19 protein-coding genes and 3 rRNA genes are annotated in these 26,572 nt (G+C 45.4%); 10 read left to right on the top strand and 12 right to left on the bottom strand.

The genetic code is table 11. The features are described from left to right. Window positions 1–2: 2 nt before the first annotated feature. The 9 genes from ERJ70_RS04275 to ERJ70_RS04235 all read right to left on the bottom strand — a co-directional run bounded on the left by ERJ70_RS04275 (window position 3) and on the right by ERJ70_RS04235 (window position 10,213). The gene (locus ERJ70_RS04275) at window positions 3–950 is read right to left on the bottom strand and encodes an STAS domain-containing protein (RefSeq protein ID WP_209367407.1); all 948 of its coding nucleotides are present in this window, start codon (window positions 948–950) and stop codon (window positions 3–5) included. 280 nt (window positions 951–1,230) lie between these two features. Beyond that, window positions 1,231–1,608, bottom strand: a complete 378-nt coding sequence (locus ERJ70_RS04270) for a DUF2512 family protein (RefSeq protein WP_209367406.1) — start codon at window positions 1,606–1,608, stop codon at window positions 1,231–1,233. 368 nt (window positions 1,609–1,976) lie between these two features. Then, a 5S ribosomal RNA gene (gene rrf, locus ERJ70_RS04265) occupies window positions 1,977–2,092 on the bottom strand. Window positions 2,093–2,418: 326 nt separating this feature from the next. Continuing rightward, window positions 2,419–5,336 (bottom strand): 23S ribosomal RNA (locus ERJ70_RS04260). Window positions 5,337–5,724: 388 nt separating this feature from the next. Next, a 16S ribosomal RNA gene (locus ERJ70_RS04255) occupies window positions 5,725–7,290 on the bottom strand. Together the 16S, 23S and 5S rRNA genes form the textbook arrangement of a ribosomal RNA operon. Window positions 7,291–7,642: 352 nt before the next feature. Next, complete coding sequence (locus ERJ70_RS04250) at window positions 7,643–8,098, bottom strand: CBO0543 family protein (RefSeq protein ID WP_209367405.1); 456 nt, start codon at window positions 8,096–8,098, stop codon at window positions 7,643–7,645. Window positions 8,099–8,899: 801 nt separating this feature from the next. Then, window positions 8,900–9,229 (bottom strand): MGMT family protein, encoded by a 330-nt coding sequence (locus ERJ70_RS04245; RefSeq protein ID WP_209367404.1) that lies wholly within the window; start codon window positions 9,227–9,229, stop codon window positions 8,900–8,902. Window positions 9,230–9,288: 59 nt separating this feature from the next. After that, a complete protein-coding gene (locus tag ERJ70_RS04240) occupies window positions 9,289–9,810 on the bottom strand; it encodes a DUF421 domain-containing protein (RefSeq protein ID WP_209367402.1) in 522 nt (173 codons plus the stop codon). Window positions 9,811–9,886: 76 nt separating this feature from the next. Then, complete coding sequence (locus ERJ70_RS04235) at window positions 9,887–10,213, bottom strand: thioredoxin family protein (protein WP_209367400.1); 327 nt, start codon at window positions 10,211–10,213, stop codon at window positions 9,887–9,889. Between the two features lie 158 nt (window positions 10,214–10,371). Here ERJ70_RS04235 and ERJ70_RS04230 point away from each other — a divergent pair, with 158 nt between their 5' ends. The 4 genes from ERJ70_RS04230 (at window position 10,372) to ERJ70_RS04215 (ending at window position 14,985) form a co-directional block, all read left to right on the top strand. Further along, window positions 10,372–11,763, top strand: coding sequence for an alanine/glycine:cation symporter family protein (locus tag ERJ70_RS04230; protein WP_209367398.1), 1,392 nt, complete (start codon window positions 10,372–10,374; stop codon window positions 11,761–11,763). Between the two features lie 88 nt (window positions 11,764–11,851). Beyond that, window positions 11,852–12,601: a glucose 1-dehydrogenase gene (locus ERJ70_RS04225; protein ID WP_209367396.1), complete on the top strand. Its 750-nt coding sequence runs from the start codon at window positions 11,852–11,854 to the stop codon at window positions 12,599–12,601. A gap of 422 nt (window positions 12,602–13,023) precedes the next feature. Next, complete coding sequence (locus tag ERJ70_RS04220; RefSeq protein WP_209367395.1) at window positions 13,024–13,524, top strand: metallophosphoesterase family protein; 501 nt, start codon at window positions 13,024–13,026, stop codon at window positions 13,522–13,524. Between the two features lie 456 nt (window positions 13,525–13,980). Beyond that, window positions 13,981–14,985, top strand: coding sequence for a TIGR00341 family protein (locus tag ERJ70_RS04215; RefSeq protein ID WP_209367393.1), 1,005 nt, complete (start codon window positions 13,981–13,983; stop codon window positions 14,983–14,985). A gap of 449 nt (window positions 14,986–15,434) precedes the next feature. Here the strand turns inward: ERJ70_RS04215 and ERJ70_RS04210 are convergent, their stop codons facing one another. Further along, on the bottom strand, window positions 15,435–16,169 hold the full coding sequence (locus ERJ70_RS04210; protein ID WP_209367391.1) for a BMQ_0737 family morphogenetic spore coat protein: 735 nt from the start codon (window positions 16,167–16,169) through the stop codon (window positions 15,435–15,437). A gap of 221 nt (window positions 16,170–16,390) precedes the next feature. Between ERJ70_RS04210 and ERJ70_RS04205 the strand changes: the two genes are divergently transcribed. Then, window positions 16,391–17,914 (top strand): hypothetical protein, encoded by a 1,524-nt coding sequence (locus ERJ70_RS04205; protein ID WP_209367389.1) that lies wholly within the window; start codon window positions 16,391–16,393, stop codon window positions 17,912–17,914. Window positions 17,915–17,979: 65 nt separating this feature from the next. On the opposite strand, the gene ERJ70_RS04200 is transcribed toward ERJ70_RS04205, so the two are convergent. Next, window positions 17,980–19,311, bottom strand: coding sequence for a nucleotide sugar dehydrogenase (locus tag ERJ70_RS04200; RefSeq protein WP_209367388.1), 1,332 nt, complete (start codon window positions 19,309–19,311; stop codon window positions 17,980–17,982). 224 nt (window positions 19,312–19,535) lie between these two features. Here ERJ70_RS04200 and ERJ70_RS04195 point away from each other — a divergent pair, with 224 nt between their 5' ends. Genes ERJ70_RS04195 through ERJ70_RS04185 form a run of 3 tightly spaced genes read left to right on the top strand, consistent with a single transcriptional unit; the run spans window position 19,536 to window position 22,418 of the window. Beyond that, window positions 19,536–20,642, top strand: a complete 1,107-nt coding sequence (locus ERJ70_RS04195) for a DegT/DnrJ/EryC1/StrS family aminotransferase (protein WP_209367386.1) — start codon at window positions 19,536–19,538, stop codon at window positions 20,640–20,642. Beyond that, window positions 20,639–21,721, top strand: a complete 1,083-nt coding sequence (locus ERJ70_RS04190) for a Gfo/Idh/MocA family protein (RefSeq protein WP_209367385.1) — start codon at window positions 20,639–20,641, stop codon at window positions 21,719–21,721. Before ERJ70_RS04195 ends, ERJ70_RS04190 begins: the two co-directional genes overlap by 4 nt. Before the next feature lie 4 nt (window positions 21,722–21,725). Continuing rightward, entirely contained in the window at window positions 21,726–22,418 is a 693-nt protein-coding gene (locus ERJ70_RS04185) for an N-acetyltransferase (RefSeq protein WP_209367383.1), read from the top strand. A 54-nt stretch (window positions 22,419–22,472) separates the two neighbouring features. Here the strand turns inward: ERJ70_RS04185 and ERJ70_RS04180 are convergent, their stop codons facing one another. After that, entirely contained in the window at window positions 22,473–23,849 is a 1,377-nt protein-coding gene (locus ERJ70_RS04180) for a glycosyltransferase family protein (protein WP_245208111.1), read from the bottom strand. Between the two features lie 208 nt (window positions 23,850–24,057). On the opposite strand from ERJ70_RS04180, the gene ERJ70_RS04175 reads away from it, so the two are divergent. Together ERJ70_RS04175 and ERJ70_RS04170 are read left to right on the top strand one after the other, a co-directional pair. Beyond that, on the top strand, window positions 24,058–25,284 hold the full coding sequence (locus ERJ70_RS04175) for an NTTRR-F1 domain (protein WP_209367381.1): 1,227 nt from the start codon (window positions 24,058–24,060) through the stop codon (window positions 25,282–25,284). Window positions 25,285–25,463: 179 nt separating this feature from the next. Beyond that, entirely contained in the window at window positions 25,464–26,567 is a 1,104-nt protein-coding gene (locus ERJ70_RS04170; RefSeq protein WP_209367379.1) for a glycosyltransferase, read from the top strand. The last annotated feature ends 5 nt before the right edge of the window (window positions 26,568–26,572 follow it).

Below are 26,572 nucleotides of genomic sequence, written 5' to 3'. Positions count from 1 at the left end.
CCTTAACCAATAATCTGTTTCCCTTCCTGGGCCAGTGCAAAGTGAATCGCATGTTTTAACGTAGAGAAACAGTTTAAACCCTTCATATCAACCTTAGCCTCGATCAACTTCATGCTCAAATTCGGGGAAATACCGACAATAGCACTCTTGGTCCCCAGCAATTCGGAAGAATGGGTCAAACTTTGCAGAAGGGTAATGGAATATGCATCCAAATCGTCATCCAATCCCGTTACATCGAGGATTAAAAAATTGGCTTGGTATTCCGGTAAGTTTTTCATTGTTCTGCTCAACAAATCATCGGCTCTGGTCTCATCATATTTGCCGATCAGCGGCATCACCACAATCCCATCCAGTACGGGGATCAACGGGGAAGAGATTTCTTTAACAAGGGTGGTTAACGTTTCCGTCCTCTCCTCGACCATATTTTCCAGACGTTTTATTTCCTCTTGCTCCTTTATCCTTGTGAATTGATGAATGTCCCTGACTGGATGCCCTTCAGAAGGGTAGTAATGAATTTCGTCATATTCATCGCCTTCCAGTTGGCTTTTCACCACCGAGAAACCGGTATTTTGCTCGAACAGACCGGTCAATGTACCAGCAAAATGTCCAGGTAAAAAGGTACTCATTTTCTGTTTTCCCTGCACCTTGTTTACCTTGTACTCCCAGCTGTTTCTCACCCGAATGACAGCCGTTTTTTCTTCTTCTGAAAAATCGACAATTTCCAAATCACACCAGCCTGCAGCGGCATAAATGTCCGGAAAAGAGTTAATCACATTATTTATGCAATCTTGTTTAAAAAAATCACTGACGATGTTTCCCATTCTGAAACCGGCTGTTTCCATCACCACGTTGGCTGCATCGTTGCCGGACACTTCCTCTATTGTATCAACAAACGACTTCATCGCCGTTTCGATCCAGAATATAATAACATCCTGTCCTTCAAATCTCATGCTTCCCTCTTTAGGGAGCCATGTATAACTAGCATGTTTTTCTAAAACGGACTCGCTCATCTGTCGTTCCCCCATTCAAAGACAGTATTTCCTGCGCCCTCATTTTATCACTTTCTGTCGATTTACCAAAACAATGCGTTTATTCATTTGGAAGACCTGCTTCTCTACTTTTCTTCTAGTAGTTTTTTATTATGCTCGTTCTTAAAGAGAAGTAATACAAATAGCCCTCCGATTCACTGAGAATCAGAGGGCTTGATTTATTCTTCTTCTATTAAATTTATTAATGACTTTCGGATAACTTACGGCTTTCTCTGATTGTCGCCATGTTATTTTTCACTAACCATTTGTGGTAGAACCATTCTCCTGCAGCTATTACAACTGCCGTGATCAATGCTGGTAAAAAGGTACTTTCTGCTCCGATAACTGCAAGACCAATCCACAGCACAATTAACGCTAAACCAAAGTCAGATAGAGTGGCCATCATGTTGCTAGTTCGCGGAAATATCATCATATCGCCAAGAGCATACGCTGCTACAATTAGGATAATCCCCAATATAGTAGTGCTCCAAAAAGAAACATCAAAAATCAGCGTCATAATAATCCACATGATAGGTAAAACCATTAACGCTTTCATGCCAAGGGCTTTTCCGTGTTCCATGAAAATACCTCCTTTTCTGTAGTTGTTAGTGTTATTCCGCTTTTCCAGGAAGGATAAACGTTTTATCTGCATTTTAGTAAAATTGGACTATTGATTTTTTAATTCACATTTGCTATTTCTCATTGACTAGTAAGCTATATTTTATATAAGTAGAGACTGTGATTAATTTCATGAGGAAATTACTTTATTTCCCTTCTTTAGAAGCAGAATGGTAACATGGTGCTCTAAGATTGCCCAAACAAAATATTACTAAAAAATGCTATAAAGCATCGATCGCAAAGTAATCATAGCAGCACCCAATTCTGCAAAGAAACAATTACAAAAAACACCCTTGAACGAGGATGTCCTCATTCAAGGGTGTTGGGTTTGCCTGGCGGCGTCCTACTCTCGCAGGGGCAAAGCCCCAACTACCATGGGCGCTGGAGAGCTTAACTACTGTGTTCGGCATGGGAACAGGTGTGGCCTCTCCGCTATTGCCACCAGACATCGGTATGCTTTTAAGAAAAGTGTACCTTCAAAACTAGATAAGAAGGAAGACATCAACGAACTTCACACGTTTGAATCCAGCTCTGCGGACTAGATGCTCGCGTCATAAGTCATTCCCCTACAAGCCCATAAAACAGGGCTTTTCGGTGACTGGCTTATGCGTGTCGCATCTGACCAAGCCCGCTACGCTTTTTGTTTTAATCCAGTTACGGCTCCTAACAGCTAGTGTATAGTTCATCCAGCTTTTCGTACGCTCAAAGCGGCGTACTACCATCTGGCTGATCTATCCATACGCTGTTGACCAGTCGCCTTCACTTTTTGTTTTAAGTTAAGTCCTCGATCGATTAGTATCCGTCAGCTGCACGTGTCACCACGCTTCCACCTCGGACCTATCAACCTCATCGTCTCTGAGGGATCTTACTCATTTAAAATGATGGGAAGTCTCATCTAGAGGTGGGCTTCATGCTTAGATGCTTTCAGCACTTATCCCTTCCACACGTAGCTACCCAGCTATGCTCCTGGCGGAACAACTGGTACACCAGCGGTGTGTCCATCCCGGTCCTCTCGTACTAAGGACAGCTCCTCTCAAACTTCCAACGCCCACGACGGATAGGGACCGAACTGTCTCACGACGTTCTGAACCCAGCTCGCGTACCGCTTTAATGGGCGAACAGCCCAACCCTTGGGACCGACTACAGCCCCAGGATGCGATGAGCCGACATCGAGGTGCCAAACCTCCCCGTCGATGTGGACTCTTGGGGGAGATAAGCCTGTTATCCCCGGGGTAGCTTTTATCCGTTGAGCGACGGCCCTTCCATACGGCACCGCCGGATCACTAAGCCCGACTTTCGTCCCTGCTCGACTTGTAGGTCTCGCAGTCAAGCTCCCTTCTGCCTTTACACTCTGCGAATGATTTCCAACCATTCTGAGGGAACCTTTGGGCGCCTCCGTTACTCTTTGGGAGGCGACCGCCCCAGTCAAACTGCCCACCTGACACTGTCTCCGGACCGGATCACGGTCCTGGGTTAGAAGGTCCGTACAGCCAGGGTGGTATCCCACCGGCGCCTCCACCGAAGCTAGCGCTCCGGTTTCTAAGGCTCCCACCTATCCTGTACAAGCTGTACCAACATTCAATATCAGGCTACAGTAAAGCTCCACGGGGTCTTTCCGTCCTGTCGCGGGTAATGCGCATCTTCACGCATAGTATAATTTCACCGGGTCTCTCGTTGAGACAGTGCCCAAGTCGTTGCACCTTTCGTGCGGGTCGGAACTTACCCGACAAGGAATTTCGCTACCTTAGGACCGTTATAGTTACGGCCGCCGTTTACTGGGGCTTCGGTTCAACGCTTCGCCTTGCGGCTAACGCGTCCCCTTAACCTTCCAGCACCGGGCAGGTGTCAGCCCCTATACTTCGCCTTACGGCTTCGCAGAGACCTGTGTTTTTGCTAAACAGTCGCTTGGGCCTATTCACTGCGGCTTCTCGCAAAAGAAGCACCCCTTCTCCCGAAGTTACGGGGTCATTTTGCCGAGTTCCTTAACGAGAGTTCTCCCGATCACCTTAGGATTCTCTCCTCGCCTACCTGTGTCGGTTTGCGGTACGGGCACCTCTTTCCTCACTAGAGGCTTTTCTTGGCAGTGTGAAATCAGGAACTTCGGTACTTTATTTCCCTCCCCATCACAGCTTGAGATTGCCGGACGGATTTGCCTATCCGACTCTCTTACTGCTTGGGCGCACATGACCAGCAGTGCGCTTTCCTTATCCTTCTGCGTCCCCCCGTCGTTCAAACGGAAAGGAGGTGGTACAGGAATATCCACCTGTTGTCCATCGCCTACGCCTTTCGGCCTCGGCTTAGGTCCCGACTAACCCTGAGCGGACGAGCCTTCCTCAGGAAACCTTAGGCTTTCGGTGAAAGAGATTCTCACTCTTTTTTCGCTACTCATACCGGCATTCTCACTTCTAAGCGCTCCACCAGTCCTCACGGTCTGACTTCGCTGCACTTAGAACGCTCTCCTACCATTGTTCGTAAGAACAATCCGCAGCTTCGGTGATACGTTTAGCCCCGGTATATTTTCGGCGCAGAGTCACTCGACCAGTGAGCTATTACGCACTCTTTAAATGATGGCTGCTTCTAAGCCAACATCCTGGTTGTCTAAGCAACTCCACATCCTTTTCCACTTAACGTATACTTTGGGACCTTAGCTGGCGGTCTGGGCTGTTTCCCTTTCGACTATGAACCTTATCACCCATAGTCTGACTCCCAAGATCGAGTGGCTGGCATTCGGAGTTTGACTGAATTCGGTAACCCGATGAGGGCCCCTAGTCCAATCAGTGCTCTACCTCCAGTACTCAACTCTTGAGGCTAGCCCTAAAGCTATTTCGGAGAGAACCAGCTATCTCCGTGTTCGATTGGCATTTCACCCCTACCCACACCTCATCCCCGCGTTTTTCAACACGCGTGGGTTCGGGCCTCCAGTCAGTGTTACCTGACCTTCACCCTGGACATGGGTAGATCACACGGTTTCGGGTCTACGACCCCCTACTCGATTCGCCCTGTTCAGACTCGCTTTCGCTGCGGCTCCGTCTATCCGACTTAACCTTGCAGGAGATCGTAACTCGCCGGTTCATTCTACAAAAGGCACGCCGTCACCCATTAACGGGCTTCGACTACTTGTAGGCACACGGTTTCAGGTTCTCTTTCACTCCCCTTCCGGGGTGCTTTTCACCTTTCCCTCACGGTACTGGTTCACTATCGGTCACTAGGGAGTATTTAGCCTTGGGAGATGGTCCTCCCGGATTCCGACGGAATTCCTCGTGTTCCGCCGTACTCAGGATCCACTCCGGAGGAAACAATCTTTCAACTACAGGGCTCTTACCTTCTTTGGCTGATCGTTCCAGATCGATTCGCTTAAACTGTTTCTTGGTAACTCCGATGGAGTGTCCTACAACCCCAGAGAGCAAGCTCTCTGGTTTGGGCTGTTTCCGTTTCGCTCGCCGCTACTTGGGAAATCGCATTTGCTTTCTCTTCCTCCGGGTACTGAGATGTTTCAGTTCCCCGGGTCTGCCTCACTTATCCTATGAATTCAGATAAGCGTCCTGCCCCATTACGGGCAGGGGGTTCCCCCATTCGGAAATTCCCGGATCAATGCCTACGTACGGCTCCCCGAGACATATCGGTGTTTGTCCCGTCCTTCATCGGCTCCTAGTGCCAAGGCATCCACCGTGCGCCCTTCTTCACTTAACTTATCGTTCGTGAATGACGTGTTACTTCAATGTCGTTGAATGTCTTGCATAGTCTAGTTCCAGCTCCTGCTGAGCAGTCGCCTTCACTTCCTATTTATCTTATCTAGTTTTCAAGGTACAAGTAGTAATTAAGGGAATTGATCCCTCAAAACTGAACCAAACAACCAAGTATGTCCTGTGTTTAGCTCGTAAGAGCTATTCCTGTCCAGCTCCAGCACCCAGCGACTAGCACAACTTCCCTCACCTCCGTACGATAAGTCAACATCAGCTCACGCTGTTCGCTGTGTTTCCTTTATCTCCTTCGGTTCAGTCCAGTTTGTACGTCGCTACCCGGGTGCTTTCGCCTTTCGTATATCCCCCGGGTGCTTTCGCCTTTCGTATATCCTTAGAAAGGAGGTGATCCAGCCGCACCTTCCGATACGGCTACCTTGTTACGACTTCACCCCAATCATTGGCCCCACCTTCGGCGGCTGGCTCCAAAAAGGTTACCTCACCGACTTCGGGTGTTGCCAACTCTCGTGGTGTGACGGGCGGTGTGTACAAGGCCCGGGAACGTATTCACCGCGGCATGCTGATCCGCGATTACTAGCGATTCCGGCTTCATGCAGGCGAGTTGCAGCCTGCAATCCGAACTGAGAATGGTTTTATGGGATTTGCTTCACCTCGCGGTTTCGCTTCCCTTTGTACCATCCATTGTAGCACGTGTGTAGCCCAGGTCATAAGGGGCATGATGATTTGACGTCATCCCCACCTTCCTCCGGTTTGTCACCGGCAGTCACCCTAGAGTGCCCAACTGAATGCTGGCAACTAAGGTCAAGGGTTGCGCTCGTTGCGGGACTTAACCCAACATCTCACGACACGAGCTGACGACAACCATGCACCACCTGTCACTCTGTCCCCGAAGGGAAACCTCTATCTCTAGAGGGATCAGAGGATGTCAAGACCTGGTAAGGTTCTTCGCGTTGCTTCGAATTAAACCACATGCTCCACCGCTTGTGCGGGCCCCCGTCAATTCTTTTGAGTTTCAGCCTTGCGGCCGTACTCCCCAGGCGGAGTGCTTAATGCGTTAACTTCAGCACTAAGGGGCGGAAACCCCCTAACACCTAGCACTCATCGTTTACGGCGTGGACTACCAGGGTATCTAATCCTGTTCGCTCCCCACGCTTTCGCGCCTCAGCGTCAGTTACAGACCAGAGAGCCGCCTTCGCCACTGGTGTTCCTCCACATATCTACGCATTTCACCGCTACACGTGGAATTCCGCTCTCCTCTTCTGTACTCAAGTTCCCCAGTTTCCAATGACCCTCCACGGTTAAGCCGTGGGCTTTCACATCAGACTTAAGGAACCGCCTGCGCGCGCTTTACGCCCAATAATTCCGGACAACGCTTGCCCCCTACGTATTACCGCGGCTGCTGGCACGTAGTTAGCCGGGGCTTCCTCGTCAGGTACCGTCAAGGTACCGCCTTGTTCAAACGGTACTTGTTCTTCCCTGACAACAGAACTTTACGATCCGAAGACCTTCATCGTTCACGCGGCGTTGCTCCGTCAGACTTTCGTCCATTGCGGAAGATTCCCTACTGCTGCCTCCCGTAGGAGTCTGGGCCGTGTCTCAGTCCCAGTGTGGCCGATCACCCTCTCAGGTCGGCTACGCATCGTTGCCTTGGTAGGCCATTACCCTACCAACTAGCTAATGCGCCGCGGGCCCATCTGTAAGTGACAGCCAAAAGGCCGCCTTTCAACCTTCCTCCATGCGGAGGAAGGTATTACCCGGTATTAGCCCCGGTTTCCCGGAGTTATCCCGATCTTACAGGCAGGTTGCCCACGTGTTACTCACCCGTCCGCCGCTCGTTCCACAGGCTTCACCCCGAAGGGATCTGCCTGCTTCCCGCGCTCGACTTGCATGTATTAGGCACGCCGCCAGCGTTCGTCCTGAGCCAAGATCAAACTCTCCATAAAAAGTGAGCTTGCTTGCTCGTTCAAAAACTAGCTTGTATATCTTGCTTGACATACTGGTTGTTTTGTTCAGTTTTCAAGGATCAAATTGATGATGCCGTCTCAACGACAGCTTAATAATTATAACAGTTTGCTAGAATGAAGTCAACAATTTTTTTGGATTAATTGTTGTTTCTTTCAAAACAGCAACTTAATTAATATAACATATTATTTTTTATAAAGTCAATATGTTTTTTCGTTAGTTGCTTGCTGTCTGATGCAGCTTTCATAATATATCATGGCTATTCACGTAACGCAATACTCTTTTTCATGGTATTAAATTCCTGAACGGACTCATTTTGTAGGTATCACCTATCTAAATCACCCGCAACGTTTGTAAACAACGGTAATATAGATAAACTAAATAATAAGGTATAACATAGGAGACAAATGTCCAGCCAATTGTCCAGCCTTTGTTGTACTCTACTCTGTCCGTGACCACCATTAAGAACTCGAGGAAAGTAGTAAACAACGCTATACCAATTACAATCAATATGGGGTGTCTGCTTAGATGACTTACAAGTAAAATCATATAGCTTGCCAACACAGGATAAATTCCTATGTTATATGGAAGCATTGCAAGTACTCCTTCCAGAGGCGGTTTAGATTCTAATCTCCAAAAACCATACGTAAAACCTAAATCATTCACGGCAAATGCAAGCATGCTGCAAACAGGGAAAATTAGAAGAAGAATCGTTTTATGATATCGAAATAAATGAACGGTCGCTATAACCCAGGGGAGAAGGAAACCATATACGATATGAAAGCTCATTTTCCACCACTTCCTTTTCGCTATCTATTTTCGACAAAATTCTACTTTTTATGCAATTAGCCATTTGAGCCAGAAATTGTTTAGATTAAGAACAAAAGCGCAAGCGCCTGTTTAAAGGAGTACAGGCTAGAGTCGCCACGTCCTGTGGCAACGCCTGCATGACCCACATCGTTTGGGCCTCCGACAAGCTTAAGAACAACCTCGGCGTGGCGCTTTTTGCCACACCGAGGGTGGGCTTAAGACCTCGAGGGGGTAGGCGCTGGAGCTGGATGTGGCTGTATCAGCCAATAATGATCCACAGTCAATTAAATTTATAATTTCCTATACAATGAAAAAAAATGGCGGAGACATTACAACCACCCACTTAAAAAACAGGAACGGTGACAGGATAGGAAATATAAGAGCTTACTTATTTATGTATTCAGCTGACTGTACAATGGAAGAACAGTAAAACCTTCCTTTTAATATGATGTTTGATAAGCGCTTATCACCGTTCCATCAAGATACTGCGCTTTCCACGGGCAGGACTCTAGCGGGATGAGGGCGATTGAATCCACTTGCCAAGCCGACTTACTTTACCAAATAATTAAATTAAAGAACCAAACGAGTTCGAATGGTGTCAATTCGAATCAACGTTCGGTTTTTGTTTTTGCCACTAAGCTTTTGTACCAACCTCTTTGATTTAACCGGACTGCCCGGCGTCTTACCTGGTTTTCAAAATCACCAAGTTTTTGGTCTTGCTCCTCAAACCAAAAACTTCTAGGAAATACTCCATTATTTGACTGGTAAGCTGCAGTTGGACTATCGCTTCCATTCCCCATCCTCCTCCGGCTCATAGAGAAACTTATCCAAGTTGATGGTTCCCCCGCTATCCACTTCTACCCCTTCTAATTCCAGCGAAAGTTTTTGTGTGTGAAATTGTTCTTCCCCCTTCACACTTATTTCCCCTTTGGCATTGACGACCCGATGCCAAGGTAAATGATGTTTCTTGCTCATAGAGTGCAAAACCCGAACCACTTGTCTGGCCCCACGTGCATTTCCGGCATGCTTGGCAATTTGACCATAGTACATCACCTTTCCTTCCGGTATTTCCTGGATCAGCTTGATTGTATTTTCTGTAAATTGGTGCATCGTTAACTCCTCCGTCACTAAAACCTTTCGTTACATTATACAGTGTTTTTAATCTCCTATCATGATGAAGAATCAAAACCTTTAACATTTTGAAGCGTATCGTGAGATCCATTCCGAGTCTTCGTCAAAATGGACATACTTCCGTCTGTTTCCAGTATGACTGCTTCCACTAAATCCATTGAAGCCATTCCCTGATTACGAACTGCCTGCAGAACTTCTATTCGCTGAATTCTTTCCTTCTCCATTTCCTGCTCAAAAAAGTGTCCTTGATAAAATAATAATTTAGGTTCTGCTTTGATTAGGCGATTGATAAAAGTGCTTCTTATGGAAGACCAGGCAAAAACGAACTGCAGGAATACAAGGGTGGCAAGCGCAGTTATGCCCTGGAAAATAGAAACCTTTTGATTTAATAGAATGGTAGCAAGCGTAGAACCAATCGCCACCGTTACCACCAAATCGAAGGCATTCAATTTAGTCAGTGTACGCTTACCTGTTATTCGCAATAGGACAATCAGGGCGATGTAGGCAAGGATTCCGATTAAAACAACTCTGCCGATAGATGGCCAGGAAAACGAAAACATGATCGCTTCTCTCCTTCTGCACCGTTTTTGATATGTTTTCCTGTTTAGTCTCCACCTCAAACAATCGAGGTGCACATTATTCTATATAGGCCGAAATAAGCTGCGTCAATTGTTTTTCCAGTTCTCCCATTGGAATAAAACGCACTTTACGTAGCATTTCCTTCCCTTCGGCTAGGACAATAACGGCTGGAACGGCGAAAACAGAGTAAGCACCGGCAATTTCCGTTACCTGATCAGCATCGATATGAAAACCGTGAATTTCGCTTTTCTTCAATAGCAATTCCTCAATCTGTGGTCGTACCGCCTGACAGACGGAGCAATTTGGTCGGGATATCAGTAACAGTACTAATCGATGTTTCCGTATTCGAGCTTCTATTTCGCTCAATGATTCTGCTTTCTCCATCAAACATTCTCCTTTCAATAAAAGGATACCCTGTAGGAAAGGCATAGGAACATGGAGGCGTCATATCAAGAAAAACGAAGGATTAAAAGCGGTGGAGATAGGGTATTAATCAGCATTAAGCAGCCTCACAAATCTGATGATTGGAATGATAAAGAAAAATGGACGTTTTAGAGAACCTCGTTGCAGCTGTTTCTGATTTTTTATGGACGTATTTACTTTCTATTTTATTAATTTTCACCGGCTTATTTTTGACCATCCGACTCAAGTTTTTCCAATTTCGTTTTTTCGGCCATATTTTAAATCAAACGATAGGTCAGATATTTAAAAAGAACAAGCACAAAGGATCGATCACCCCCTTCCAGGCTTTCACATCTGCATTAGCCTCCACCGCAGGAGCCACAAATATAGTGGGCGTGCCTGTTGCAATCGCTCTCGGTGGACCGGGCGCACTCTTCTGGATGTGGATCGTCGCATTGATTGGCATGGCCACCAAATATGCCGAAATTGCTTTAGGTTTAAAATACCGCGAGAAAAATAAAGAAGGAGAATGGGTAGGCGGCCCGCAATACTACATAAAAAAAGCCCTCGGATGGGATAAAGTCGCCTTCTTATTCGCATTTTTCCTCATGCTTGAAGTCATACCAAGTTCCATGGTGCAATCCAATTCCATCGCCACACAAGTTGAAGGGGCGTTCGGCTGGCCAACATGGGTTTCCGGTATCATCATCACCATTTTTATTGCCCTGATTGTATTTGGCGGCATCAAGCGGATTGGTAAAGTAACAGACAAGCTCGTGCCCTTTATGGTCATCTCTTACCTACTGGCGGCCCTTGCTGTGATTTTGGCTCATGTGGATCAGCTTCCCCATGTTTTCGGATTGATCTTCGCCCATGCATTTACACCGATTTCAGCAGCTGGTGGATTTGCTGGTGCCGGAATCGCTCAAGCGCTTCGGTGGGGAATTGCCCGGGGCTTATATTCCAACGAAGCAGGTGTTGGAACAGCACCGATCGCCCATGCGGCGGCGCAAACGGACCACCCATCTAAACAGGCAATTTGGGGGATTGTCAGTGTATTCGTCGATACCATTGTTATTTGTTCTGTTTCCGGTATTGCGGTATTAGTAACCGGAGCCTGGCAGGATGTCGGAGTAGATGATGCATCAAACATGATCACCGTTGCCTTCGCCGATTTATTCGGAAACAATTTTGCCGGATCTTTTATTGCAATCTTTCTCTTGTTCTTTGTACTGACTACGTTGGGTGTCCTGCTTTTCTACGGAGAAAAACAGGTGGAATATCTGTTTGGATTAAAGGCGGCCAAGGTGATGCGGATTGTCTATATCTTCTCCGTATTTGTCGGCGCGATCGGAGGACTGCAGTTTGTCTGGCAATTTCTTGATCTAGTACTCGCTTTTGTGGTTTTGGCCAATATCTTTCCACTTCTTTTCTTGAATAAAGAAGTAAAGGCAATCACAGAGGATTACATGGAAAGAATATACAAAGAAAAGCACGGAGAACCAACCGTTCGGTTGTTTTCGGATAAATAATCCTGCCAGACAGGGCATTTTATTCCGCTGCAAACTTTATCCATGTTATCATATCGTAAAACCAACACGTTGAAAGGAAGGAAGGGAAATGACCTTTACAGACAAGACGGTCATTGTCACCGGAGCCGGCAGCGGAATCGGCGCTGCCGTCGCGGCCGCTTACGGAGACGCCGGCGCCAAAATAGTAGTAGCTGAAAAAGACGTGAAAGCTGGAAAAGCTACCGTCACGGAAATCGAAAAAAAAGGCGGCAACAGTATGTTTGTTGAGACAGACGTCCGCCGGCCGGAGGATATCGAGCATCTGGTGATGAAAACTGTCGAGACCTATGGAAAAATTGATATTTTGATTAATAACGCAGGGGTTTCCCGCTTTAAAAGCATCTATGAATTAACAGTCGATGATTGGGATGATGTCCTTAATACTAATTTGAGAGGGAATTTTTTATGTGCCCAACAAGCTGCTAAAAAAATGCGCGACAACCCGGACGGCGGGGCTATTGTGAACATCGCTTCGACCAGGGCCTTTATGTCCGAAGCTGACTCGGAAGCTTATGCTGCTTCTAAAGGCGGCATCTCCGCCTTGACACATGCTTTGGCCATCTCATTAAGCAAAGACCGAATCAGGGTGAACGCAATCAGTCCCGGCTGGATAGAAACGGGCGACTACGGGGGTTTGCGTTCCATTGACCATGCGCAGCATCCTGCGAAACGAGTGGGAAAACCGGAAGATGTTGCTCGTGCCTGCCTTTTTTTGACTGATCCGCGCAATGATTTTGTGACCGGAGAGAACTTTATACTTGATGGCGGGATGACTAGAAAAATGATTTATGAACATTAACAAGTTTTCATTATTCAACCTGCTCAATGAAAAACTTCGCGACAAGCTGATGCCTTATTCTTAAAAGTTTTAGCAGTGGTACTGATCCTCTCTGCTGACTGAAACCTTCCCTTTCCTGAAACACAATGAAAAACCCCTCCCTTTACCATTGGTGTAAGGAAGAGGTCTAATCTGTCAATGCGATGCCCATTGGCTAAACTCCTTTATCATAGAATTTATTGGATTATCGAGGACGCCGGGCATCGATGATTTGCTGAAGTTCGTATTCATTCATCATGAGAAATCCCTCCTGTTTCGTTGATACCTTTAGTATAGACGGCATGAAGGGAATACATAACAGCTAACAGATTGAATTTCACTCGGACCACAGACGGAGTGATAGCTCCGTCTGAAAACACTTATTTTAGATAGGAGACAGGATAATGGAGGTTGTCATTCTTTCTGATACCCACATGCCCAGGATGGCTAAAAAACTCCCCCGGCAATTGAAGACGGGATTAGAAAATGCAGACTTAATCCTTCATGCCGGCGACTGGCAAACCGTAGAATTACTCGAAGAACTGCAAGAATATGCTCCGGTGATAGGAGTGACCGGCAATGTGGACAGAAACGAATTGAAAGAACGACTCAATCGAAAAGAAGTAATGGAACGAAACGGAATTACGATTGGTATCACCCATGGAGACGGTAAAGGCGGAACCACGGAAAAACGCGCTTTAACCGCCTTTCAATCTCATCCAGTCGATATGATCATTTTTGGCCATTCCCATATTCCCGTCCTGAAACAGGTGAATGGAATCACGTTGTTCAATCCTGGTTCGCCGACTGATAAACGGAGACAGCCCCAATTTTCCTATGGGTTGTTGCAACTAACAGAAAACACCTTTCACCTTAAACACGTATTTTATGAAGACAAAAGTTAACTTTTCCCTTATACAACGGACATGAAGCTGCTCCCTTCATGACCGTTTTTTTATGTATAAAAGGTCAGAAATTGGCAGATTGTATAAAGTAGATTCTCAGCAAGTAAGATACGATTTACTTGTTTGACGGTCTTTTCTCTATCTTCGAAAACCAAATTCGCATAATAGGATGTGTTCTATAAAAACTTCGTCTCAACTTAGGTGAATTCTTATCTTCTTTTTCGTTAAGTGCAACTAACTTCGCTGTGAAAAACTCTACGCTGAAAGACTGCGCGTACTATTTGCATCCAATAGCATGCTGCCGAAGCAAATTTTCATCTAATTACCAGAGCAAGAAGGTTGTCATAATGTCACAGTTTATATTCGAAAAGTTAAATGAGTACTCCTTTAAAGATGATGATAGAAAATTAAAGCCAATTATTATCATCCGTTCATTCGGTCGGAGGGATTGGGAACATGAAACTGCAATTGATTGAAGTGTATTTACCCAAAAAGAGCATGGAAAATTTTCACCGGCAGTTACAGGAGCTTCCGATTGTAACTCATTGGCATTCTAACGAATCCGATAAATATTCCCTCGTCCGAGTGCTGGTAAAAGCCAGTGATTCAGAGGAAATACTGAATTTTTTAGAACTTAATGCCGAGCATAACGACGAAATCAAAGCGCTATTATTCAATCTTCCGGCCTACATCCCACGGATTGCAGAAGAGGATGAAGCAGAAGAAAAAGAAGAAGAAGCATCCAAACATGACGAATTAATCCGGGCCAGCCGACAGGAGTTATACAATGTTGTTCACTCATCAAGCGAAATAACCAAAAGCTTCACCTGGTTCCTACTGCTATCCTCGGTCGTCGCTACAGTGGGAATCATAAAAGACAGCCCGGCAATCGTAATTGGAGCCATGGTAATTGCTCCATTGATCGGTCCTTTTACCTCCTCCGCCTTTGCCTCTGTTTTGGGCGACTATCAGCTCATGCGTCAATCGGTGATCACTTCACTGTACGGGCTGATGATTCCATTGCTTATCGCGGCAAGCTTTGGCTTCTTCTTTCCACTGCCAGCAAACAGTCAGGAGTTTTTATCCCGCACAGACATTCAAATTATCGACATTGCGGTGGCTTTGGCGGCTGGTGCAGCTGGGGCATTATCCTTTATCAAGCGGGCATCTGAAGCACTGGTCGGTGTCATGGTTTCCGTGGCGTTGCTTCCTCCGGCAATCGTATTAGGAATGATGATTGGTGCAGCCGCCTGGCAGAATGCGCTCACACCACTTCTACTATTGCTTGTCAACGTTAATTCCATTACCCTTTCCGCTATTCTTGTGTTTTGGTTCAGTGGAATCAAACCAGTCAATTGGCAGGAAATCAAGACGGCGTCAACTTCAAGAAAATATTCGCTTTATTTCGTTTCTGCGATCATCCTTATTCTAGCCACCGCCATCTTCTTCATCCAGTTTTAACAGACGCTTTTCGCATCCTTGCTAATCGTGTAATACATAGAAACTGCGCCATAGTAGAATACGCCGTCCTAACCTCCTACATCCGTTGAGTTGAGGTTCAGCGCTGCGGAACCCTGTGCTTTCCGCGGGCGGCTGGTGAACCTCCTATGGGAACAGCACGCGTCCGATGGTCCCGACGAATAGGTCTACGTCTGTAGTAAAGCTTTGTAGCGGGATTCCTCGACCCAAAGGAGCAAAGAAGCCTACTCAGGTAGTACCCTGGCTGATGCCGTGCCCATGGAAAGAGAAGTGTTCTGCTCCAGCGACGTTTCGCACTTATTAATTATCCGAATAAAAGAGTTCGTTCGCAGTTTCGATCTTTTAAGTAAAACCAACAATCTTCACAAGTTCCTGGTAACATACAAAAACAGCTGTTCCTTCGAAGGAAACAGCTGCTTTTTTCAATTTGATTAACTGTTGGAATTTGGTCGGGTAAGCGTTGCTGGAGTAGGTGCCGGTCCTGTAGGTCCATCGCCGTTGTCGCCGTTGCCAGGGAACAATACTGGGCATTGTGGCGGAATTGCTGGAGTAGGGCATTGTTCCACCAAGACATCTCGTGGCTGGCAGAAATCTGCTACTAGTTCAATGGTTACATCAGCCAAGGACTGGACGCTTTGACAAATTCCCAGTACGATGTCAACGCTTGTTAATGCTCCTGCTGTACAGTTGACATTGACACTACAGTCGAGATCAGAAAGTCTTACAGCGATTCGGGTTCCTTCCGGTGCGCATAGGTAAAGAGATTCCGGGATATCAATGGCAATCGGATCACTGATTTCGACGAATGGCGTTGTACCAGTCAAACCGCTGAATTCTACAATCACGGAAAGCGGCTTTGTGAAAGTGACCCGTTGCAAAGTCACAAGCGCTCCATCGATAACAAAAGTCCGATCCTCTCTTTCTCCAAGCTCATCGATAGGGATTTCTTCATTTAAATCCAGTTCCTCTCCGGTCACTGGATCCACTAAATAACAAGTTGTTGTCAAATTGCTGACAGTAGGTCCGCACGGATCGATAGGCAGCGCACCAAGAGCTGCAGCAAGTACATTTTGGCTGACATTCGCTTGTAAGATTACCCAATCGTAAACTTTTTCAGTGTTTATACATAGAAGCTCTTGAGCTCCCTGCAAAGATTGGCTCTCCAAGTTTATCGACTCCTTTATAATAATTTTTATTCAGTAACAAATTATGTTATAAACCCTGCCTTGCTACATGCCAAAAGTCTATTTCTAGTTAATTTGTTTAAAAAAGGGCGTCTATCTAATTTGTTATGAAAGCTTAAAAGACTGCTAATGATAACTGTCACAACCCGGAAAACAGCCTCATACTATATTCTATATATTATGGGTGAAGAGGTGACTAATTTGTGAAAAGTTATAGCAAGGAGGACGTCAATCACCTATTAATCCAACAACGAAAATATAAAAAACTGATCAGGAGTTTTCAGGAAAACGATTGTAGTCAGGATTATCAACGATTGCAGGAAAAGTATCTGGAACTTCAAGAACAACTGGAACAGCAAAACCATACTCAATCCGAAACCATCAAACGGTATAAAAAAAAGAACCAACAATTAACCGAAGCCCTGGAGGAGAAAGAAAGAGAACTCACTGAGTGGAGACAGAAAACAAATCTAATGGAAGGCGGTCCAGCAGACTCCGAAAATAAAAAAACACCATATGTACTGTCAGAGGGGCGGAAACTTCCCCAGACTGAAACGATAAAAGACAGTGTTGCCCTCCTCTTTCAACTGCTATATTACTTGGATCAAAAATTAACCGAATCCAGCGGCCAACCGCTGAATAGGAAAAGAAAGGAGTATGATCAGGCGATGGATGAACAAAATCCAAAACAGGAACCCGCAGCATCTTCTACTTTTCTCAACCATATAAAGGAACCAGTCCAGAAGGAATCCTCCTCTACAAAGCCAAAAGAACAAGGTAAGCCGATTCCACCGGTATCGACCGCTTCCAATCAACAAAATCCTTTTCAGGCGGATTTGTTGGAAAAACTTCAGGCAGAAATTGCCGAGATGAAGGAGTTGATGAAGGAGCAAACACAATCGGTGACGGAAACGGAATCCCACTCCTCTTCCCCTAAACCAAGACGGAAGGAGCCGGCGTTACCGCAAAAGCCTGTCGCAAACCCATATAACCCTTCGACCAAGCAGCCACAGTTCAATTATCGGGACCTGCAGGGAGCATCTGTGATCCCGGTTATAGATAAAAAAGGAAAAAAAAATCATGCACAACCTCTCCAAAGCAAAAAACATTCTAATTCAGGTACAGACACATCAGCAAATAACGTAAACGCGCAAATCCGCGTTGAACCATCAGTCAGCAAGACTGCGAGTCCAAACAAACCGGCAATACCGACAACCGCAAAAGCAGAACAACCAATCTTATTAAAAAGCGAAGCAGATAAACGCGCTTTTTTGCAGAAGATAAAGGAACAAGAAGAGGCCAAGGCAGCAGAAAAAGCGAGACAGGAACAAGCTGAGACAGCAATAAAAACAGCAGAGGCGCAGCAACAAAAAGCGCAAAAAACGTCCGACAAACCAGAACAACCGAAAGGCGGTAACAAATCAGCAAATACGGAAGCCAGGTCTCCTGTTAATCCAGAATCGACTGGCACCGAAAAGAATCGACCACAAACGTTTGCCCCGCAAACGACAACACCGGCGTCACAAAAAGCAGAAAACAGAGGACCGCATACAGCAGAAACAGTCTCCTCCCCACCGCAATCGACAGACCAGGAGAAAGGCAAAAATCAACAGCCGGCAGCCATAAAACCTGCCGTTCAAACGGAAACCGCCAAAAAAGAGCAGTCAAAAGCAACAGAAGAGAAAAAGTCGCTTTTCAAGAAATTCTGGGATAAAGTAAACTCCTAAAAAACAAACTGGACATTGCCTAATCGGAAAAACCACCTCTTCTAAAAGAGATGGTTTTTCGTCTGTTAAAGCGTTTTACGGTTAATGGATGATGGCAGCTGGTGATTTCCCCAAATATTTTTCAAATCAAACACAAGAGCTCGATCCTTTTTCACTAATCTGGAAATGTCACCAGCAGTCATGTTCGAAAATTCCTCATGGGGGACCAATACAAGAAGAATGTCAGCAGGTTCTAGGAATTGTTTTTCAGTCAACCGAATTCCTAATGCATTCTCAAGTTCCCGAGAATCGGCCACAGGGTCATAAACGTTTACCGACAAACCATCATCTAAAAGCATTTTGACAATTTCCAAGGCCTTGGAGTTTCTCATATCCGGGACATTTTCTTTAAAGGTTATGCCCATTACCGTAATCCGTAGATTTTTCAAATCACACCTGGTACGGATGATATCCTCAACAATCGTACGATGGACAAATCCAGCCATCGAATCGTTGATTTTTCGGGCAGCTTCTAAAAATGCCGGAGTGTAACCCAATGTTTTTGCTTTATAGATCAAATAATACGGGTCTACTCCAATACAATGCCCGCCGACAAGTCCCGGTGTAAACGGCAGGAAATTCCACTTCGTGCCAGCAGCATCAAGAACATCGGACGTATCGATACCGACTTTATCACAAATCATCGCCAGCTCATTCATCAAGGCAATATTGATATCCCGCTGCGTGTTTTCTAACACCTTCGCTGTTTCTGCAACTTTGATCGAATCCGCTTTAAAAACGGGAGCATCAATGACACTTTGGTACAAAGCCGCCACTTTTTCCACTATAGTTTGGTTTTGGGCAGCGACAATTTTCTCAATTTGATTAAACGTATGCTGTCTATCTCCCGGATTGATCCTTTCCGGTGAATAAGCTACATAGAACCCCTCGCCAGCTTTCAACCCTGATGTTTTTTCCAGTACGGGGATACATACTTCTTCTGTGGCTCCAGGATAGACGGTAGATTCATAGACTACTGTCGCCCCATCGGTCAAATTTTGGCCCACCGTTTCAGAAGCTGCTATTAAATAGCTTAAATCGGGCTCCTTTTGCTCATTGATCGGTGTGGGTACCGCCACAATAAGATAATCGCACAATGATAAGTCTTCTTGATCACTTGTAAAAGAGATAGCAGATGCTGCTAATTGCTGCTTGCTTATTTCTCTTGTTATATCGTTATGTTTTTTTAGCTGTTCTATTTTTTGCTTATCCACATCAAAGCCGATCACCTTGTAACGTTTCGAAAAACCAATTGCCACTGGAAGGCCGACATAACCAAGCCCGACAACTCCAAGTGTAAGTGTATTTCCCTCGTTTTTATCTATTCGTTTGTTTCCTTTTCTTTCTTCTGCTTTCATTTGAATGTTCCTTTCGTTTTTCAGTAAAGCTATTACTTTATATGAGAACAAAAGGTCTGCTGTGCTAATCTATCCGCAAAAAAGGCACTGTTACTAGTTTTCGAGTCAAGTAGTTAATAGATTCAGCGCTCATATAAGATGAATGCCGTTACCGTAGGAACAACCTGTAAATACGTTAATGTATAACGGATCATTTTTGAATTTTAAAGCAAAGGAGATAAACGATGATTCCATTAATCAATTTGAAAAAGCAATTCACCGCAATTGAAAAAGACATACTCACAGCAGTGACCGATGTGTTGCGAAGTGGTAATTATATTCTTGGTCCAAAAGTATTGGAATTAGAGAGAAAAGTGGCCAGTCGAATTGGTACTGATGATGCTGTGGCAGTTGGCAATGGAACGGATGCGCTTTTACTGACACTAGAGGCCCTCGGCATCGGTAAAGGGGACGAAGTGATAACCAGTCCGTTCACTTTTTTCGCAACAGCAGAAGCGATAACAAGAGTCGGCGCCGTACCTGTTTTTGCTGATGTAACTTCCGATTCTTTTACAATCGATCCGGAGAAAATCTCTGCTAAAATCACTCCTCGCACGAAAGCGATCCTTCCTGTTCACTTATTCGGGCAGGCCGCCGATATGGATGAAATCAACGCCATCGCAAAACAACATGATTTGGCAGTAATCGAGGATGCCTGCCAAGCCTTCGGCGCGTTATATAAAGGAATGCCTGTCGGCAGTTTGGCCGACGCTGGTTGTTTCTCCTTTTTCCCCACCAAAAATCTCGGCACATTGGGGGACGGTGGAATAGTCACTACTTCTGATAAACGGCTTGCTGCGAAGATAAGGAAGCTGCGCGCCCATGGCAGCAATCGGAAATATTATCATGACACGATTGGCTATAACAGCAGGCTTGATGAAATGCATGCCGCTATTTTGTTGATTTGTTTACAGCATATTGAAGACTGGAACAACAGGAGGGCAAAACTGGCAAAGACCTATACAGATGCATTTTCTACTCTGCATACGATACACCCCCCCCAATCAAAATCAGACCGAACACACATTTATCACCTGTATTGCCTGAAAGCAGATAATCGAGATGAAGCAGCCGCCTTCCTAAAAGACCATAACATCAGCACTGGCATTTATTATCCCTGCTGCTTGCACCTCCAGTCCGCTTATCAGGGATTAGGATATAGCCAAGGAGATTTCCCAGAGGCCGAGCAGTTATCCAACCGATTATTGGCAATCCCGATGCACCCGTTCCTTGAGTATCATGAACAACGGAAAATAATTGCCGCTGTAAAAGAAATGGATGAGAGACAATGAGCTATTCCATTGGGTTGATTGGCTGTGGACATATTGCTTATAAACATGTGGAAACGATCAGTAGCCTGAGCAATGTGAATGTAGCGGCGGTCAGCGATCTTCAGGAAGAGCGAATGGACGCAATTGTTTCTATGTACCAGAAAAAAACGAACACAACACAAGCGATTAAGCACTATATCGATTTTGCCGATCTTATAAGCGACCCTGCAGTCGACATTGTCGTAATTGCCGTAGTCAGTGGCCTGCATGCGGAAATTGCAAAACAAGCACTACAGCAGCAAAAGCACATTATTCTTGAAAAGCCAATCTCCCTGTCCCTGAAGGATGCCGAGGAAATCAACCGGCTGGCCAAAGCATACAACCGAAGAGTACTTGTCTGTCACCAACTGCGTTATCGTCCGTTCATGTCCCGCTTAAAGGAGCTGATCGACAAGGGATACTTTGGAGAACCATACATGGGGGTAGCTTCGATTCGAATCAACCGCAGTAAAGATTACTTTCAAGCTGCCAGCTGGCGGGGAAGCTGGTCTATGGACGGCGGAATGCTCGTCAATCAGGGAATCCACGTAATTGATTTAATGATATGGCTGCTTGGCGAACCGGTTTCCGTTTACGGGGAAATCGCCAATCATTCGCCGGAAGTTAAAGAGATTGAAGATGTAGCAGCTGGAATCATAAGCTTTTCCAACAAGGCAAAGGGAATTATTGAAGCAAATACCGTCACCAAGCCAGAGAATATCGGGTATCAATTATCGATTTTTGCCGAGAAGGGGACAGTCAGTATCAGCGGACCCGGCTTGGATAAAATCGATAGGTGTTATGTACAGGACCATGATGAATTAACAGAAGAACTGAAAGAACTGGCTGGACGAAAAGAAGAACACTGCCGGATGTATGAGAATTTTATTGAATCGATGGAAGGAAATACAGAATTGCTAGTAACGGGGGAAGAAGGAAAAAGAGCTTTGGAGGTAATCTTCGGCCTTTACCGTTCCCATCAGCAGGGAAAAATAATCCCTTCCCCTCTTCCATCCTTTTCGACAACAACGATGCTTGATAATTTTAAAAATGGGAAGTGAGTGAATGATTCATCAAAGCGCATGGATCGGAAAGAATGTTTCACTTGGCGAAAATGCTATTATCGGCCCGGAAGTCATCATAGGAGACAATACAACGATTGGCAGCAATGTCATTATTCATAAAGGAACGATTATCGGCAGTAATGTGTTTATCGGGGATTTAACCAGCCTCGGTAAACAGCCGATGGCCAACAAAAAGATGGCCAGGAAGCCCTCGTCAGAATTACCTCCGCTATCCATCAGCGATGGTGTTACAATCGGTGGAAATTGTGTCATTTATCGAGGCACTATTCTCCACCAGGGTGTACTGGTTGGAGACCTGGCCAGTATAAGGGAAAATACCGAAATTGCGGAAAACAGCATTATTGGAAGGAATGCGACGGTGGAAAACAATACACGCATCGGAAAACAGGTAACTGTACAGACCAATGCCTATATAACAGCTGATATGGTAATAGAAGACGATGTATTTATTGGTCCTTGCTTTTCTTCTTCCAATGATAAATATATGGGAATGGGAAATTATCGCCATCAGGGACCCGTGTTGAAAAAAGGGGCGAAAATCGGCAATAACGCAACACTTCTCCCTGGAATTATTGTCGCAGAAAATGCCATTGTCGGCGCAGGAGCTGTTGTTACCAAAAATGTAGCGCAAGGGAAAACGGTGGTAGGAAATCCAGCCAGACAGCTGGATTGACAGTTACTCCAACCAAACATAGCCAGGACCGCTTTGGGTCCTGGCTAATTTGATTTAAGAAAGGTCATTGGCCGATAGCTCTTCTTCGTAAATGTGCAGAATCTGTTGGCTGTTTTTTATCATATCATGGTGTTCTTCCGTGTATATACGGCTTTTTTGTCCGATTTCTTCCAACTGTTCAGGATGTTGCAATAAATTTCGCAACGTATTCTCTATGGAATCCGGATTTGCCGAAATAAGCGGTAAATCCGATGGGTATTTTTCCTTCATATAGTCGCTGATCCAGCAGATGACCGGTTTCCCCATGGCCATCGATTCGACCGCCAACAGACCATAACTGCCGATGTGCAGTTGATCAATCACCAAATCTGCCTTCTGGTACTCCTGTCTTGCCTGTTCATGGGACATTTTTTGAATCAAGGTAAATTCAAAGGAATATTCGCTTTTCAACTTGTCTATGGCATTTACCACATGGGAAGTCCCTTTAATTTCCGGAGAAGTCGGAGCGTGGACAATTTTCAACGGTCTGTTCTGCACCGGCCGGGAAACTTCAGGTGGTTTATATTTTTGCAAGTCAATCATCAACGGTACAATGGAAACCTTTTGGTAATAATCTTTGACATATTGGTACATCTCTTCATCAGCAACGATGCAATGCGGTATTTTTCCTGAAAGGAATGCGAGATTCTGCTTTAACATTTTTTCATCCTCAATTTTCACTTTAGCATAAGGATTCGTTTTTCGGGCTGTGGACAACAAACGGACTTCACTTCCCCAATGATGCATAATCATGCCTTTTCTTTGGTGTTTTATCACATCTAGATCAGCATGATTCAGTGTAAGTGTCTTGCCAAAATGAAAGTGGAAAAGATCATAAAATGGTACAATGTCAGCTGTGAATCGCTTCAAGTTGTTATTGAAACCTGGCGCACGCATTTCTCTGGAAATCGGCCAGGTGTAGTCCGAAGCATAACCCAAGTAGGCTGGATAATAGTTCAATGTATGATTGATAACGCCTAAACGGGTGGTTCCTTTTGAGATTGTGTGCATTTGATTGGCTATTTCCATTGTTCCTTGTAAAATAGTTGTTTTTTCCCGTTCTGCAGCTTCTATCGGGATCTTTTCCTGTTCCACTCTGTTTTTTATACTGGTGGAAAATCTCGTCGGGAAACCTTCCCTTCCCAATTCATTATTGATGTAATCCATGATGTACAGCAGCTGTTTATCTCCGGGGGTTTTATCCAATCCCCTCCAGCACCACAACCATCCCTGTGGAAGGAAATGATCACTGATTGCCAGGAAAGCATGTAAAGCATAGTATTCTCCAGTAAACGTTCGGTTGCTCTCAAGCTTTTTCAGTTTGGTTTTTGCCTCCTCTTCATTCTTAATATTCAACAATCTTTGAATCTTCTTTTCTAAAGGAACCATCATTTATTTTCTCCCTTTTGTTTTCATTTATTTCAGTGTATGAACGACTGATTCTAAAGTTACTAAGTTAAATCAGGTTCATAGAAAAGGAAAATGTGCGGTATATCAGTAACATCAGCCTGAACAAGCTACCGTAAGCGACATACTATATTGTGAGTTTCGCTAGTATTACTAGTTTCTCAAATCTAAAGAATAAGGAGGAAACAGACACTTGTCACTAAATGATCTTATTGTTAATAGCAGTTTCGAGACAGGTGACCTTACCGGCTGGAACGCTGTAAATACCACCGTGGTAAATGGCCAGGCACATTCGGGATTTCACTCGGCCAGGCTTGCCAGCGGAGCTGCCGAAGCCTCTCTTTCTCAAACAGTTGCTGCCACTGCCGGCGAAAGATATGAATTGCTTGTCTCTCTTGCCAAAACAACAACGAATCCGAGCCCGGTCATCAATATTCAAGTATTGTTTTTAAACGCAGCAAACACGGTCGTAGGAACAGGGTTGGAAACAGAAATTTTCTATGGCAATATTCCATTGGCCGATAATGGCACTTGGCATAATTTCTATCAAAATACCGAACCTGCTCCAGCAGGTACTACGCAAGCCCAAGTGATTATCAGCAAGCCTGTCAGTGCTATCACTGCCCCCGCGGTATTAGTAGATGACGTAGAACTGCTTTCTGCTGAAGGTGGCGGCGGGGTTGGACCTACTGGACCTATAGGACCGACCGGGCCTACTGGACCGACTGGTGCTACTGGACCTACCGGCGCTACTGGACCTACCGGTGCTACTGGACCTACCGGCGCTACTGGACCTACCGGCGCTACTGGACCTACCGGCGCTACTGGACCTACCGGCGCTACTGGACCGACTGGTGCTACTGGACCGACTGGCGCTACTGGACCGACTGGTGCTACTGGACCTACCGGTGCTACTGGACCGACTGGTGCTACTGGACCGACTGGTGCTACTGGACCGACTGGTGCCACTGGACCTACCGGTGCTACTGGACCTACCGGTGCTACTGGACCTACCGGCGTTACTGGACCTACCGGCGCTACTGGACCTACCGGCGCTACTGGACCGACTGGTGCCACTGGACCGACTGGCGCTACTGGACCGACTGGTGCCACTGGAGCGACCGGTGCCACTGGACCTACCGGCGCTACTGGACCTACCGGCGCTACTGGACCTACCGGTGCCACTGGACCGACAGGCGCTACTGGACCTACCGGTGCCACTGGACCTACCGGTGCTACTGGACCTACCGGTGCTACTGGACCTACCGGTGCCACTGGACCTACCGGCGCTACTGGACCTACCGGTGCCACTGGACCGACAGGCGCTACTGGACCTACCGGTGCTACTGGACCTACCGGTGCTACTGGACCGACTGGTGCTACTGGACCTACTGGGCCGACTGGACCTACCGGCGCTTAAGCGGGATAAATCCGAAAAAGGTGTTGATCAATCAGCACCTTTTTCCTTTTTGACGATTCCAATAAGATAATTGCCTTTTTCGTCAAGGTAGGTTTTCATACAAACCAATTCGTGCTTCTCCAAATAAGCTAAGAGCAGAAGGAAAAAGTGGATCGCTAACAAGTGAAAGGAGAATTAACATGGTTTCTATTAGTTTATGTATGATAGTGAAGAATGAAGAAGCGGTACTCGCCAGATGTTTGGATTCCATCAAAGATATTGTCGATGAAATCAATATAGTCGATACCGGTTCCAACGACAAAACGGTAAACATAGCCAAACAATACACGGATCGAGTTTTTTATTTTGAGTGGATAGGGGATTTTGCGGCAGCACGGAATGAATCGTTCAAATATGCCACCAAAGATTACATTTTATATTTAGACGCGGATGACGTCATTTTGGATGAAGACCGGGTAAAATTAAAAAAGCTGAAGGAAACCTTGAACCCTGAAGTGGATTCGGTGTCGATGTATTACAATGCTGGAACCGACGAATACGGAAATGTAACCCTGCAATACAGAAGAAACCGCTTAGTCAAAAGAAGCCGGAACTTTAAATGGAAAGGTGACTGTCATCAGTATTTGGAAGTTTATGGGAATATTATCAATTCTGATGTCGCGGTTACCCACAAAAAAATCCGTCATTCAGTTGGCAGGAACCTGTCGATATATCAGAAAAAGCTGGATAGAGGAGATAGCTTTTCCCCTCGGGACTATTTTTATTATGGAAACGAATTAAGAGAAAATGGTCATTATGAAAAGGCGATTGAAAGTTATGAAAAAAATATAGCCATGAAAGACGGCTGGATAGAGGATAAAGTGTATGCATGCATAAATAAAGCAGATTGCCATCGGCACTTGGGAGAAACCGTTAAGGAACTGGAATCACTGTTCCAATCGTTCCGGTTTTCTAAACTCCCCCGTCCAGAAACCTGCAGCCGCATCGGCTTTAATTTTCAGCGTCAACAGGATTACAAAGCCGCGGTATACTGGTATGACTTAGCTACAAAATTGGAAACCGATCCAAATAAATGGAGCTTCACCTATCCCGCCTATGCTACCTGGTATCCACATCTGCAAATGTGTGTCTGCTATTATAATCTTCAAGATTTCGAAAAATCTTACGAGCACAATGAAAAAGCAAGGGAATACCGTCCGAATGATAAAAAAATAATATTCAACAAAGAACTGTTGGAAAAGAAACTCGGTATCAATCAGCATCAGACTGCTGGGTTGAAGTAAAGGGA

It is taken from the genome of Sediminibacillus dalangtanensis (assembly GCF_017792025.1).
Taxonomy (GTDB): Bacteria; Bacillota; Bacilli; order Bacillales; family Amphibacillaceae; genus Sediminibacillus; species Sediminibacillus dalangtanensis.
Note: the sequence above shows the minus strand (reverse complement) of the source record. Positions and strands in the feature narration are given on the sequence as shown.

Bases quoted from the DNA above. Each gene is read 5' to 3' on its own strand.
- ERJ70_RS04270 (WP_209367406.1), bottom strand. From the start codon at position 1,608: ATGGAACACGGAAAAGCCCTTGGCATGAAAGCGTTAATGGTTTTACCT.
- ERJ70_RS04250 (WP_209367405.1), bottom strand. From the start codon at position 8,098: ATGAGCTTTCATATCGTATATGGTTTCCTTCTCCCCTGGGTTATAGCG.
- ERJ70_RS04240 (WP_209367402.1), bottom strand. From the start codon at position 9,810: ATGTTTTCGTTTTCCTGGCCATCTATCGGCAGAGTTGTTTTAATCGGA.
- ERJ70_RS04185 (WP_209367383.1), top strand. From the start codon at position 21,726: ATGATTCATCAAAGCGCATGGATCGGAAAGAATGTTTCACTTGGCGAA.
- ERJ70_RS04225 (WP_209367396.1), top strand. From the start codon at position 11,852: ATGACCTTTACAGACAAGACGGTCATTGTCACCGGAGCCGGCAGCGGA.
- ERJ70_RS04180 (WP_245208111.1), bottom strand. From the start codon at position 23,849: ATGATGGTTCCTTTAGAAAAGAAGATTCAAAGATTGTTGAATATTAAG.
- ERJ70_RS04275 (WP_209367407.1), bottom strand. From the start codon at position 950: ATGAGATTTGAAGGACAGGATGTTATTATATTCTGGATCGAAACGGCG.
- ERJ70_RS04245 (WP_209367404.1), bottom strand. From the start codon at position 9,229: ATGCACCAATTTACAGAAAATACAATCAAGCTGATCCAGGAAATACCG.
- ERJ70_RS04190 (WP_209367385.1), top strand. From the start codon at position 20,639: ATGAGCTATTCCATTGGGTTGATTGGCTGTGGACATATTGCTTATAAA.
- ERJ70_RS04220 (WP_209367395.1), top strand. From the start codon at position 13,024: ATGGAGGTTGTCATTCTTTCTGATACCCACATGCCCAGGATGGCTAAA.
- ERJ70_RS04215 (WP_209367393.1), top strand. From the start codon at position 13,981: ATGAAACTGCAATTGATTGAAGTGTATTTACCCAAAAAGAGCATGGAA.
- ERJ70_RS04170 (WP_209367379.1), top strand. From the start codon at position 25,464: ATGGTTTCTATTAGTTTATGTATGATAGTGAAGAATGAAGAAGCGGTA.
- ERJ70_RS04230 (WP_209367398.1), top strand. From the start codon at position 10,372: ATGGACGTTTTAGAGAACCTCGTTGCAGCTGTTTCTGATTTTTTATGG.
- ERJ70_RS04195 (WP_209367386.1), top strand. From the start codon at position 19,536: ATGATTCCATTAATCAATTTGAAAAAGCAATTCACCGCAATTGAAAAA.
- ERJ70_RS04235 (WP_209367400.1), bottom strand. From the start codon at position 10,213: ATGGAGAAAGCAGAATCATTGAGCGAAATAGAAGCTCGAATACGGAAA.
- ERJ70_RS04200 (WP_209367388.1), bottom strand. From the start codon at position 19,311: ATGAAAGCAGAAGAAAGAAAAGGAAACAAACGAATAGATAAAAACGAG.